This is a genomic window from Mycobacterium sp. E2497 (genome assembly GCF_001668695.1).
Lineage (GTDB): Bacteria > Actinomycetota > Actinomycetes > Mycobacteriales > Mycobacteriaceae > Mycobacterium.
Map to the genome: position 1 here is coordinate 1 of NZ_LZKD01000162.1, position 12,840 is coordinate 12,840.

General features: G+C 67.2%; 8 protein-coding genes. 4 read left to right on the top strand and 4 right to left on the bottom strand.

The window, feature by feature from the left end; translation table 11 throughout:
- Positions 1 to 384 precede the first annotated feature (384 nt).
- Together gltB and A5713_RS14865 are read left to right on the top strand one after the other, a co-directional pair.
- Complete coding sequence (gene gltB / locus A5713_RS14860) at positions 385 to 4,980, top strand: glutamate synthase large subunit (protein WP_068096609.1); 4,596 nt, start codon at positions 385 to 387, stop codon at positions 4,978 to 4,980.
- A complete protein-coding gene (locus A5713_RS14865) occupies positions 4,973 to 6,439 on the top strand; it encodes a glutamate synthase subunit beta (protein ID WP_068096560.1) in 1,467 nt (488 codons plus the stop codon). The genes gltB and A5713_RS14865 overlap by 8 nt, the downstream gene beginning before the upstream one ends.
- Positions 6,440 to 6,791: 352 nt before the next feature.
- On the opposite strand, the gene A5713_RS14870 is transcribed toward A5713_RS14865, so the two are convergent.
- Positions 6,792 to 7,643 (bottom strand): LLM class F420-dependent oxidoreductase, encoded by an 852-nt coding sequence (locus tag A5713_RS14870; RefSeq protein WP_067919016.1) that lies wholly within the window; start codon positions 7,641 to 7,643, stop codon positions 6,792 to 6,794.
- Positions 7,644 to 7,694: 51 nt separating this feature from the next.
- Here A5713_RS14870 and A5713_RS14875 point away from each other — a divergent pair, with 51 nt between their 5' ends.
- On the top strand, positions 7,695 to 8,126 hold the full coding sequence (locus A5713_RS14875; RefSeq protein ID WP_068096562.1) for a hypothetical protein: 432 nt from the start codon (positions 7,695 to 7,697) through the stop codon (positions 8,124 to 8,126).
- Between the two features lie 44 nt (positions 8,127 to 8,170).
- On the opposite strand, the gene A5713_RS29535 is transcribed toward A5713_RS14875, so the two are convergent.
- Positions 8,171 to 9,439 carry a PPE family protein gene (locus tag A5713_RS29535; protein WP_156751894.1) on the bottom strand — a complete coding sequence of 423 codons (1,269 nt, stop codon included), beginning with the start codon at positions 9,437 to 9,439 and terminating at the stop codon, positions 8,171 to 8,173.
- 263 nt (positions 9,440 to 9,702) lie between these two features.
- Here A5713_RS29535 and A5713_RS14885 point away from each other — a divergent pair, with 263 nt between their 5' ends.
- Positions 9,703 to 10,710: a PHP domain-containing protein gene (locus A5713_RS14885; protein WP_067925770.1), complete on the top strand. Its 1,008-nt coding sequence runs from the start codon at positions 9,703 to 9,705 to the stop codon at positions 10,708 to 10,710.
- A 6-nt stretch (positions 10,711 to 10,716) separates the two neighbouring features.
- Here the strand turns inward: A5713_RS14885 and A5713_RS14890 are convergent, their stop codons facing one another.
- Complete coding sequence (locus A5713_RS14890) at positions 10,717 to 11,475, bottom strand: YoaK family protein (protein ID WP_067925774.1); 759 nt, start codon at positions 11,473 to 11,475, stop codon at positions 10,717 to 10,719.
- A 150-nt stretch (positions 11,476 to 11,625) separates the two neighbouring features.
- Positions 11,626 to 12,831 (bottom strand): DNA polymerase IV, encoded by a 1,206-nt coding sequence (gene dinB, locus A5713_RS14895; RefSeq protein ID WP_068096568.1) that lies wholly within the window; start codon positions 12,829 to 12,831, stop codon positions 11,626 to 11,628.
- Between the last annotated feature and the right edge of the window lie 9 nt (positions 12,832 to 12,840).

The window sequence follows — 12,840 nt, forward strand, 5'->3', positions numbered from 1 at the left end:
ATCTTCGTCACAACCGCGCCGGAGCGCTTCCAGCGGCGCGGTTGTGACGAAGATTGCAGCCTTCGAGCAGCGATCGAACCGCACGTCGGCCGGGTTGCCGCCCGTCGGCCTTCGCGAAATTTACGGCGCTGCCAGCTGGCGGTTAGACTTGACGAAGTTGGCATGTCAGGCGGGTATTGTCATATCGTTTTACGACTTGTCGAGACCGGTTTCCAGGCCACCGTTCAGCGCTGCACGGACGCATCCCTAACGGGATCGTCTCCGCCTGGGGGACAGCCTATCGAGACAAGACCGAGGGGTCCGTAGCCCGCAACCTCCGGGTACGACCTCATCGAAGCAGCCGTTAACGCCGCTCGAAACGTTCAGGTGAAGGGTCAGGTGCATATGACGCCCAAGCGCGTCGGGTTATACAACCCCGCGTTCGAGCACGATTCGTGCGGGGTAGCCATGGTCGTCGATATGCACGGCCGTCGTAGCCGCGACATTGTGGACAAGGCAATCACCGCGCTGCTCAACCTCGAACATCGCGGTGCTCAGGGCGCCGAGCCTCGCAGCGGTGACGGCGCCGGCATCCTGATTCAGGTACCGGATGAGTTCCTGCGTGCCGTCGTCGACTTCGAGCTGCCCCCGGCGGGCAGCTACGCCACCGGCATCGCCTTCCTGCCGCAGTCGTCCAAGGACGCCGCGGCGGCCTGCGATGCGGTGGAGAAGATCGCCGAAGCCGAGGGCCTGACGGTGCTGGGCTGGCGCAACGTGCCCATCGACGACTCCTCACTGGGCGCGCTGTCGCGTGACGCGATGCCGACGTTCCGGCAGGTGTTCCTGGCCGGCGCGTCGGACATGACGCTGGAGCGCCGGTGCTATCTGGTCCGCAAGCGTGCCGAACACGAACTCGGCACCAAGGGCCCCGGTCAGGACGGTCCCGGGCGCGAAACCGTTTACTTCCCAAGCCTTTCCGGTCAGACCCTGGTCTACAAGGGCATGCTGACCACCCCGCAGCTGAAGGCGTTCTACCTTGACCTGCAGGACGATCGGCTGACCAGTGCGCTGGGCATCGTGCACTCCCGGTTTTCCACCAACACCTTCCCGTCCTGGCCGCTGGCCCACCCGTTCCGTCGGGTCGCGCACAACGGTGAGATCAACACGGTCACCGGCAACGAGAACTGGATGCGGGCCCGCGAGGCGTTGATCAAGACCGACGTCTTCGGCTCGGAAGCCGACGTGGAAAAGCTGTTCCCGATCTGTACCCCGGGCGCCTCCGACACCGCGCGGTTCGACGAGGCGCTCGAACTGCTGCACCTCGGTGGCCGCAGCCTGGCCCACGCGGTGCTGATGATGATTCCCGAGGCATGGGAACGCAACGAGTCCATGGATCCGGCGCGGCGGGCCTTCTACCAGTACCACGCCTCGTTGATGGAGCCCTGGGACGGGCCCGCGTCGATCACCTTCACCGACGGCACGATCGTGGGCGCCGTGCTCGACCGAAACGGCCTGCGCCCGTCGCGGATCTGGGTGACCGAAGACGGTCTGGTGGTGATGGCCTCCGAGGCCGGCGTCCTGGACTTGGACCCCGCCACGGTGGTGCGCCGGATGCGGCTGCAGCCCGGCCGGATGTTCCTGGTGGACACGACGCAGGGGCGCATCGTCTCCGACGAGGAGATCAAGGCCGAACTCGCGGCCGAGCACCCGTACCAGGAATGGCTCGACCGGAACCTGGTTCCCCTCGAGAAGTTGCCGCAGGGCGACTACGTGCGGATGCCGCATGATCGACTCGTCAAGCGGCAGTTGACATTCGGCTATACCTATGAAGAGCTCAACCTGTTGGTTGCGCCGATGGTGCGTACCGGCGCCGAGCCGATCGGCTCGATGGGCACCGACACCCCGGTCGCGGTCCTGTCGCAGCGGCCGCGGATGCTCTACGACTACTTCCAGCAGCTCTTCGCGCAGGTGACCAACCCCCCGTTGGACGCCATCCGCGAGGAGGTGGTGACCAGCCTGCAGGGCACCACCGGCGGCGAGTGTGACCTGCTGACACCGACCGAGATCTCCTGTCACCAGATCATGTTGCAGCAACCGATTCTGCGTAATCACGAGCTGGCCAAGCTGATCAACCTCAATCCCGACGATGAGGTCAACGGGCGTCCGCATGGCATGCGGTCCAAGGTGATTCGCTGCCTGTACCCGGTCGCCGAGGGCGGCGCAGGATTGGCCGCGGCGCTCGATGACGTGCGCGCCCAGGCGTCGGCCGCGATCACCGACGGCGCGCGGCTGATCATCCTGTCGGACCGCGAGTCCGACGAGCGGATGGCGCCCATCCCGTCGCTGCTCGCCGTTGCCGGTGTGCACCACCACCTGGTGCGCGACCGGACGCGCACCCAGGTGGGCCTGGTCGTCGAGAGCGGTGACGCCCGCGAGGTGCACCACATGGCGATGCTGATCGGTTGCGGGGCGGCGGCGATCAACCCCTACCTGGCGTTCGAGTCGATCGAGGACATGCTCGACCGCGGCGCGATCGACGGCTTCGCCGACCGGCAGGAGCGCGAGAAGGCTTTGAACAACTACGTCAAGGCCGCGGGCAAGGGCGTGCTCAAAGTGATGTCCAAGATGGGCATCTCGACGCTGGCCTCCTACACCGGCGCGCAGCTGTTCCAGGCCGTCGGTGTTTCCGAGGACGTGCTCGACGAGTACTTCACCGGGCTGAGCTGCCCGATCGGCGGGATCACCCTGGAGGACATCGCCGCCGACGTCGCCACCCGCCACCGGCTGGCCTACCTGGACCGCCGGGACGAGCGCGCGCACCGCGAGCTCGAGGTGGGCGGCGAGTACCAGTGGCGCCGCGAGGGTGAGTACCACCTGTTCAACCCGGAGACCGTGTTCAAGCTGCAGCACTCGACGCGCACCGGCCAGTACAAGATCTTCAAGGACTACACCCGCCTGGTCGACGACCAGAGCGAGCGGATGGCCTCGTTGCGCGGCCTGCTCAAATTCCGTGGCGGAGTGCGTCCCCCGATTCCGCTGGAAGAAGTCGAGCCGGCCAGCGAGATCGTCAAGCGCTTCTCCACCGGTGCGATGAGCTACGGCTCGATCTCCGCCGAAGCGCACGAGACGCTCGCGATCGCGATGAACCGTCTGGGCGGGCGATCCAACAGTGGCGAGGGCGGCGAGGACGTCAAACGTTTCGACCGCGACCCCAACGGGGACTGGCGGCGCAGCGCGATCAAGCAGGTCGCCTCCGCGCGCTTCGGCGTTACGTCGCACTACCTGACCAACTGCACCGACATCCAGATCAAAATGGCGCAGGGCGCGAAACCCGGTGAGGGAGGCCAACTTCCCGGCCACAAGGTCTACCCGTGGGTTGCCGAGGTGCGGCATTCCACGCCCGGTGTCGGGCTCATCTCGCCGCCGCCGCACCACGACATCTACTCCATCGAGGATCTCGCACAGCTGATCCACGACCTGAAGAACGCCAACCCGTCCGCGCGGGTGCACGTCAAGCTGGTCTCCGAGAACGGCGTCGGCACGGTTGCCGCCGGTGTCTCCAAGGCGCACGCGGACGTGGTGTTGATCTCCGGTCACGACGGTGGCACCGGCGCGACGCCGCTGACGTCGATGAAACACGCCGGTGCGCCGTGGGAGTTGGGCCTGGCCGAGACGCAGCAGACGTTGCTGCTCAACGGTTTACGTGATCGGATCGTGGTCCAGGTGGACGGCCAGCTCAAGACGGGCCGGGACGTGATGATCGCCGCGCTGCTCGGCGCCGAGGAATTCGGCTTCGCCACCGCACCGCTGGTGGTGGCCGGCTGCATCATGATGCGGGTGTGTCACCTGGACACCTGCCCGGTAGGCGTGGCCACCCAGAACCCGGTGCTGCGTGAGCGGTTCACCGGCAAGCCCGAATTCGTCGAGAACTTCTTCATGTTCATCGCCGAAGAGGTACGGGAGTACATGGCGCAGTTGGGTTTCCGTACCCTCAACGAGGCGGTCGGCCAGGTGGGGGCGCTGGACACCACCCTGGCTCGGGCGCACTGGAAGGCGCACAAGCTGGATCTCGCGCCGGTGCTGCACGAGCCGGAGTCGGCGTTCATGAACCAGGACCTCTACTGCAGCTCCCGGCAGGACCACGGCCTGGACAAGGCGCTGGACCAGCAGTTGATCGTGATGAGCCGTGAGGCACTCGATTCCGGCAAGCCGGTGCGGTTCTCCACCACGATCAGCAACGTCAACCGCACGGTGGGCACCATGCTCGGCCACGAGGTGACGAAAGCCTATGGCGGCCAGGGGCTTCCGGATGGGACCATCGATATCACCTTCGAGGGGTCCGCGGGCAACAGCTTCGGGGCCTTCGTGCCGAAGGGAATCACCTTGCGGGTCTACGGCGACGCCAACGACTACGTCGGCAAGGGTCTGTCCGGTGGCCGGATCGTGGTGCGTCCTTCCGACAACGCCCCGCAGGACTACGTGGCCGAGAACAACATCATCGGCGGCAACGTGATCCTGTTCGGTGCGACCAGCGGCGAGGCGTTCCTGCGCGGAGTGGTCGGCGAACGGTTCGCGGTCCGCAACTCCGGCGCCCACGCCGTCGTCGAGGGCGTGGGTGACCATGGATGCGAATACATGACGGGTGGTCGGGTCGTGATCCTCGGTCCGACCGGCCGCAACTTTGCGGCGGGAATGTCAGGCGGTGTGGCTTACGTGTACGACCCGGACGAGGAACTTCCGGACAACCTCAACATCGAGATGGTCGACACGGAGAGCCTGGACTCCGATGACGCCGAATTCCTGCACGGCATCATCCAGGCGCACGTCGACGCCACCGATTCCGCGGTCGGCCAGCGGATCCTGGCCGACTGGCGCTCCCAACAGCGCCACTTCGTCAAGGTGATGCCGCGCGACTACAAGAAGGTGTTGCAGGCGATCGCCCAGGCCGAGCGCGACGGCACCGACGTGGACAAGGCGATCATGGCGGCAGCACATGGCTGATCCGAGCGGCTTTCTCAAGTACACCCACCGGGAACTGCCGAAGCGTCGGCCCGTCCCGCTGCGGTTGAAGGACTGGCACGAGGTCTACGAGGACTTCGACGAGGACACCCTGCGCGAGCAGGCGACCCGTTGCATGGATTGCGGGATCCCGTTCTGCCACAACGGGTGTCCGCTGGGCAACCTCATCCCGGAGTGGAACGACCTGGTACGCAGGGGCCGTTGGCGCGACGCGATCGAACGGCTGCACGCCACCAACAACTTCCCGGACTTCACCGGGCGGCTGTGCCCGGCGCCGTGTGAACCGGCGTGTGTGCTCGGCATCAACCAGGATCCGGTGACGATCAAGCAGATCGAGCTGGAGATCATCGACCACGCCTTCGACGAAGGCTTCGTCGTGCCGCTGCCCCCGGACAAGCTGACGGGGAAGAAGGTCGCGGTGGTGGGCTCGGGCCCGGCCGGTTTGGCCGCCGCCCAGCAGCTGACCCGCGCCGGCCACACGGTCACTGTTTTCGAGCGGGCGGACCGCATCGGTGGGCTGCTGCGCTACGGCATTCCGGAATTCAAGATGGAGAAGCGGGTCCTCGACCGCCGCCTGGACCAGATGCGCGCCGAGGGAACCGAATTCCGGGCGGGCGTCAATGTCGGGGTGGACATCACCGCCGAGCAGTTGCGCGCCGACTTCGATGCGGTGGTGCTGGCCGGCGGCGCCACGGCTGGGCGGGACCTGCCCATCCCGGGACGCGACCTCGACGGCATCCACCAGGCGATGGAGTACCTGCCCTGGGGGAACCGGGTGCAGGAGGGCGACGACGTCCTGGGGCCCGACGGGCAACCTCCCATCACCGCGAAGGGCAAGAAGGTCGTCATCATCGGTGGTGGTGACACCGGGGCGGACTGTCTGGGTACCGCGCACCGGCAGGGCGCGACCGTCGTGCACCAGTTCGAGATCATGCCGCGCCCGCCGGACACTCGCGCCGAATCGACCCCGTGGCCGACCTATCCGCTGATGTACCGGGTTTCGTCGGCGCACGAAGAGGGCGGTGAGCGGGTGTTCTCGGTGAACACCGAGCAGTTCATCGGCGAGGACGGCCACGTGACGGCGCTCAAGGCGCACGAGGTCACCATGCAGGACGGCAAGTTCGTCAAGGTCGAGGGTTCGGACTTCGAGCTCGAGGCCGACCTGGTGTTGCTGGCCATGGGGTTCGTCGGCCCGGAACGCGAGGGGCTGCTCACCGACCTCGAGGTCAAACTGACCGATCGCGGCAACGTGGCGCGCGGAGCCGACTTCGACACGTCGGTGCCCGGTGTGTTCGTGGCCGGGGACATGGGCCGCGGCCAGTCGTTGATCGTCTGGGCGATTGCTGAAGGCAGGGCCGCGGCCGCCGCCGTGGACCGGTACCTGATGGGCGCGACCGCGCTGCCCGCGCCGGTCAAGCCGACGGCCGTACCGCTGCAGTAATCACACCAGTCACACCAGAAACACGCCGACAATCGTTCGGCGAGCCTGCCCTAGTTTGCCAGGACGTAGGTGTCTAATGGACCGCTGTGGGCTTCATGCCACAGAGGCCCCGGCTGAACAGACCGTCGCAGGAGTGGTCACTGTGCATATGAATCCATTACCTCGATCGCGGGTGGGGCGAATGGCCTGGTCATGGCTGCGCCACCCGGTCAAAAGTCGCGAGTTTCCCGCCAAGCACGAACGCCTGGTTACGGCCGAGGATCTGCTGCTCTTCGGGGTGTGAACAGCCGACACGGCCGCGCACGGCGCTCGGGGGGTTTGCTCAAAGTCGCTCGTGGCGGCCGGCCCGCGATCAGCCGTCCAACAGCCCCGAATCGCGGATGGCCTCGGCCAGCGGTTCTAGAACGGCCGGGTCGTGCGGTGGGTTGATGTACAGGATGCCCAGGTCGAGCCCTTCGGCCGCCAGTCCAGCCGCCTGCTCGAGGACCTGCTGGTAGTTGCGCTCCTCGTCCAGGCGCAGGTGGGCCGACAGCGTGATCTCCTTGGGGTCGCGGCCGATCTTCTCGCACTCCGCGGCCAGCACGTCGCGCTTACGCGCGAACTCCTCCGGCGGGCCGCCGACGAAATTCCAGTGCTGCGCGTAACGGGCGGTCAGGGGCAGCGTTCGTTTCTCCCCGCTGCCACCGATGCAGATCGGGGGGTGGGGGCGCTGCACGCCCTTGGGCTCGTTGCGGGCGCCCTTGAGCTGGTAGAACTTGCCGTCGAAGTCGGTGGTCTCCTGGCTGAGCAGGCTGATCAGCACCTGACACGCCTCCTCGAACCGATCGAAGCGTTCCCGCAGGCTGCCTAATTCGATGCCGTAGGCGCCCGACTCCTCCTCGTTCCACCCGGCGCCGATGCCCAGCTCGAGCCGGCCGCCGGAGATGATGTCGAGCGCGGCGGCCATGTTGGCCAGCAATGCCGGGTGCCGGTAATGGATCCCGGTGACCAGGGTGCCCAGCCGCAGTCGTTTGGTGGCCTGGGCCAGCGCGGTCAGCGTCGTCCAACCCTCCAGGCAGGGCCCGGTGCTGTCGGAGAAGATCGGATAGAAGTGGTCGAAGGTCCACCCGGACTCGAAGACGTCGATATCGTCGGCGGTCTGCCAGACGGCGAGCATGTCCGCCCAGGTGGTGTCTTGGGGTGAGGTCTTGAACGCAAATCGCATGGAATCGACGTTAGTCGATCTTTATGAAGGGCAACTAAACTCAGCGGGGCGATGAGCTACTCCCTCGGACTCGACACCAAGGTCACGCTGCTGGCGGCCGGCCTGATCTTTCTGCTGGCGCTGGTGCTCGGGGTGTGGAAGTACCGGCAGATCATGGCCGCGCCCGACCATCGCGCCCATCCCTACGTCGACATCGCACACCGGGCGGCGTTGCTCTACTCGTTCGCGACGCTGCTGCTGGCGGTCTTCGTCGAGCTCAGCGCGTGGCCGACGTGGGTCAACCTGAGCGCGGCCGGTGTGGTCGTCTTCTTCTTCGTCGGCGCCATCCTGAGCTACATCGGGCACGGGGCGCGGCGCGACACCGTCAACCAATTCGCGGATCCGTCATCCGGCACCCGGTTGGTGATGGTGTTGCTCACCGCCGGCGAGATCGGCGGCTTCAGCGTGCTGTTGGCCGGGTTTGTGGTCGGCCAGCTGCTCTGAACGTAGCGCTGCGACCCTCCCGATCTGCTAATGGGCGGTCATGCTCAGACCGCTCCCGCCGCCGCCTCGGCCCCGGATAGGCTCTGCGCCCATTGCAGGAGACTGGGTGCGTCGAGCTGAGGTTGAATTCCCGCGGTTCCCGCCAGGCCAGGTGAGCTGCTGAGCACGCCCGCCCCGGGGAGTGCGCCCGCCCCGGTTGACGCCGACGGTACGGCGGCCGCCGCGCTGATGGTGTATGGCTGCGCGAGGACGACGTTGCCGGTCGTGGAGACCACTCCGCTGACGATGTTGAGAGTTCCACCGTAGGTTTCCAATGCTCCTCCGGTGGACCCGACCCCGACCGTGACGATGCTGTCAGAGATCGTGACGCTATCGCCGGAGAAGGCCCCCATGCCGCAGATACTTTGCGCAGTGAGCGTCAAACTGCTGCCGTTCTGGATGGTCAACGTCGCGCCATTGCCGATCATTTGCATCCAGCCGCCGTTGGTGAGGATCAATGTGCTGCCGGACTCGATGTTGATGGTGCAGCTGTAATTTACGTTGAAAGTGCCAGCGTCGATGATGAGGGAACTGCCGGCGCCGATATTGACGATGCCCCCTTGCGACGTCGTGTAGGTGCCGGGGCCGTATGTGCCGGGCCCGGTGATCTCGCCGGTGACGGCGGTGTTGGGGGAGGCTAGCTGGCGGGTCGCGTTGGTGCTGAGTTGCTGGGTCAGTGACTGGGTGCGGGCGCCGGTTGTGTTGCCCGCGGTCTGGGCAACCGAACGGGCCTGCGCGTCGCGCCCGGACTCGTTGGTGGTCTGGGGCGGTTCGTGAATCGGGGTCAGGGTGCTCGCGGGCGCCGATGCAGCGGCATAGGCATACATCGCGGTAGCGTCTTGGGCCCACATCTCCATGTACTGGGCTTCGGTGGCCGCGATCGCCGGGGTGTTCTGCCCGAGAAAGTTGGTCGCGATCAACGCCATCAACTGCGCCCGGTTGGCCGCAATCACCGGCGGGGGCACGGTCATCGCGAACGCGGCCTCGTAGGCCGCCGCCGCCTCGTACGCTTGGGCCGCGGTGCGCGCTGCCGCAATCCCACTGGCCTGCAACCACGCCACGAACGGTGTGGCCGCGGCCGCCATCCTCGTCGCCGACGGACCAAACCACCGCCCGGTAAGCCCCGACACCTCCGCCGAGTAGCCGCTGGCGGCGGACTCCAACTGCGCAGCCAACGCATCCCAGGCCGCCGCGGCCGCCAGCATCGGTCCCGAGCCCGGCCCGGCATACATCCGCCCGGAATTCACCTCAGGGGGCAGCAACCCATAATCCACGACGACGTCTCCGTTCCCTCGGCGCGATTCTTAGCCGAACGTACGTTTAGCTCAGCTAGTTATACGCATGTCGGATTAACTGTGAGCGACAGCGCGCTGAAGTTTCTTGGCACGGAATCATCTGTGGCGCAACAGCATCGGCCATGCAGAAGTCCGAGGGCGACCCCGAGCAAGTGGGTGACGCTCGTCTAGGGGATTGCGGCGGTCGCCTGCGGCGCCCGGCTGCGCCCCGCTTGCAGTCACCGCGCGGGCACACTGGAACCATGGATCCCGTTGACGCTTTGCGGCAGATCGCCTACTACAAGGACCGCAGCCGCCACGATCCCCGGCGGGTTATGGCGTATCGCAACGCCGCCGACATCATCGAAGGTCTCGACGACGCGGCGCGGGAGCGGCACGGCCAGGCCAACAGCTGGCAGTCGTTGCCCGGGATCGGGCCCAAAACCGCGAAGGTGATCGACCAGGCCTGGTCGGGCCGCGAGCCCGATGTCCTCGTCGAATTGCGTTCCACCGCAGAGGATCTCGGCGGCGGTGACATCCGTGCCGCGTTGCGCGGCGACCTGCATCTGCATTCGAACTGGTCCGACGGGTCCGCTCCGATCGACGAGATGATGGCGACCGCGTCCGCGCTGGGGCATGAGTACTGTGCGCTGACCGACCATTCGCCGCGGCTGACGATCGCCAACGGGCTGTCGCCGGAACGGCTGCGCGCCCAGCTCGACGTGATCGACAGGCTGCGTGACCAGTTCGCCCCGATGCGCATCCTGACCGGGATCGAGGTGGACATCCTCGAAGACGGCAGCCTCGACCAGGAGCCCGAGCTGCTCGAGCGCCTCGACGTCGTCGTGGCCAGCGTGCATTCGAAGCTGTCGATGGATGCCGCGGCGATGACGCGGCGCATGGTGCGGGCCGTGTCCAATCCACATGCCGACGTCTTGGGCCACTGCACCGGCCGGCTGGTCTCCGGAAACCGGGGCATCCGGCCGGAGTCGAAGTTCGACGCGGAAGCGGTGTTCACCGCCTGCCGCGAGCACGGGACCGCGGTGGAGATCAATTCGCGGCCCGAACGGCGCGACCCGCCGACCCGCCTGCTCAAGTTGGCACTGGACATCGGCTGCGTGTTCAGCATCAACACCGACGCACACGCGCCCGGCCAGCTCGACTTTCTGGGCTACGGCGCTCAGCGTGCCGTGGACAACGGCGTGCCCGTCGACCGGATCGTCAACGCCTGGCCGGCCGACAAGCTTTTGGAGTGGGCGGGCTCGAATTGAGCCGGCTCAGACCCGCACGGCTTCCTCGGCATCGGGAACCGGTTCGTCTTTGCGGCCAGCACCATGCAGCACGTTGGCCCCGGCGACGGCCGCGCAGGTCGCGGCCGGAATGAGCAACGCGTAACCGCCCAACTCGGCGCCAAACACGATCCCGGCCACGCCCCCTCCCAGAAACAATAGGAGCGTCGTCACCAGAATCGCGGCATTCCATTTCTTGATGCCGTGTTGCCGACTGCGGCCGAGCATCAGCCCGAGGTCGGTGACCGTCCCGGTGAAGTGGGTGGTGCGGATCGCCATCCCGCGGAAGCTCGAGGTCATCCCGTTCTGGAGACCGAGGGCCGCGGCGGCCAGCAGCGCCTGCACCGCGGTTAGCTCGACCCCCAGCGCATTGATCTGCCGCCTGACAAAGGTTTCCTCCACGCCGGCGGCGGCCAGCACTAGGAGGGCCGCCTCGGTGAGCAGCACGAAGGCGTGCCGGCGGCCCGCGAGGGCTTCGGTGGGCGCAAGAACCGCCCCGGCCACCGTCGCGCCCATCAGGAAGCCCAGAAAGATCGCACCGAGCACGTGGCCTTCATAGAGCCACGGGTTGGCCGTGTTCATGCCCAACTGCGTGGTGATCGCGGTGAGGTTACCGACCGGCAAGGCCAGGATCAGGAGCGCGACCGCGTTGACGAAACCCGCTGACAACGCCAATACGGCGCTGTAACCGAGCAGGATGCCTTCGCGGGGCGGGCCGCTTGCGCGGGCCTTGTCCGGCGGCGGCATCGTGTTCAGTTACTCACTTTCGAGGTCGGGTTTTCCCCAGCCTAGCTAGCGGGGCTTCGGACGCGCCACGGGCGAAGACCGTCTCACATCAACCTCAAATCATTGAAAACATTTGCGGCGTAGGAGAATTCGAAACGAGGTGCAAACCGCTCAGTCGGGTAGGTGCGGTATCTCCAGCCCGGGGTCGCGGCCCACGAGCACCGCGGGCGTCAGCGCGGATTTGCCGTAGCGATCGCGCACCCGGTCAATCGCCGCATCGATCGCGAGCCGGTGCTCGTCGTCGTCGAAGGGGAGCGTCAGCTGCTGGGCGCCGCTTCGGTCGATGCCCGACACCGCGAAGCCGACCAGCGTGAGCCCGCGCTGGGCGATCAGTGGCGCGGCCGCCGCTACCAGCTGGCGCGCGGCGGCCAGGACCGGCTGCGTCGAGGACGTCGCCCACGGCAGCGTCCGCGAGCGCGTCACCCGGCCGAAGTCGTCGAACCGTAGGCGCAGCGTCACCGTGCGCCCGGTGCGTCCGGCGACGCGCATCCGGCTGGTGATGCGGTCGATCAGGTTGACCACCACCGCGTCGACCTCGGCGGGTGACATCGTGTTGCCGGCGCGGCCCAGCGCGCGCTGCGCGCCCACCGACCGGCGACGCGCTCCGGTGGTCACCCGCCGGCGGTCGATGTTGCGGGACAGGGCGAACAGCTGGCGGCCCATCGCGCAGCCCAGCAGCGACGCCAGCGTCGATTCGCTCAGCTCGGCGACGTCGGCGACCGTCACCAGCCCGTGGGCGTGGAGTTTGTCTGCCGTCTTGGCGCCCACACCCCAGAGCCGCCGCACCGGCAGCGGGTGCAGGAAGGCCAGCTCCCGGTCGGGCGGGACCAGCAACAGCCCGTCCGGCTTGGCCTCCTGGCTGGCGACCTTGGCGAGGAACTTGGTCCGGGCGACGCCCACGGTGATGGGCAACCCGACCCGCTCTCGCACGTCGGCACGCAGCCGCGCGGCGATCTGGACCGGTGTCCCGGAAACCCGGCGCAGCCCGCCGACGTCGAGGAACGCCTCGTCCACCGAGAGCGGCTCAACGATCGGCGTGCAGTCGCGGAACACCTCGAAGACCGCCTCGCTGGCGCGGCTGTAAGCCCGCATCCGCGGCGGCACCACCACGGCGTGCGGGCACAGCCGTCGCGCCTGGCCGCCACCCATCGCGGTGCGCACACCGTAGGCCTTCGCCTCGTAGCTGGCGGCGAGCACCACCCCACCCCCGACGATCACGGGGCGGCCCCGCAACGTCGGGTCGTCGCGCTGTTCGACGGACGCGTAGAAGGAATCCAGGTCCGCGTGCAGGATGGACGCATCACACCGCACGAACATATGTTCGCA

What these genes read in the sequence shown, in the direction of transcription:
- A5713_RS14865 (WP_068096560.1), top strand. Translation starts at nt 4,973, where the DNA reads ATGGCTGATCCGAGCGGCTTTCTCAAGTACACCCACCGGGAACTGCCG.
- A5713_RS14870 (WP_067919016.1), bottom strand. Translation starts at nt 7,643, where the DNA reads ATGCGATTTGCGTTCAAGACCTCACCCCAAGACACCACCTGGGCGGAC.
- A5713_RS14885 (WP_067925770.1), top strand. Translation starts at nt 9,703, where the DNA reads ATGGATCCCGTTGACGCTTTGCGGCAGATCGCCTACTACAAGGACCGC.
- dinB (WP_068096568.1), bottom strand. Translation starts at nt 12,831, where the DNA reads ATGTTCGTGCGGTGTGATGCGTCCATCCTGCACGCGGACCTGGATTCC.
- A5713_RS14890 (WP_067925774.1), bottom strand. Translation starts at nt 11,475, where the DNA reads ATGCCGCCGCCGGACAAGGCCCGCGCAAGCGGCCCGCCCCGCGAAGGC.
- gltB (WP_068096609.1), top strand. Translation starts at nt 385, where the DNA reads ATGACGCCCAAGCGCGTCGGGTTATACAACCCCGCGTTCGAGCACGAT.
- A5713_RS14875 (WP_068096562.1), top strand. Translation starts at nt 7,695, where the DNA reads ATGAGCTACTCCCTCGGACTCGACACCAAGGTCACGCTGCTGGCGGCC.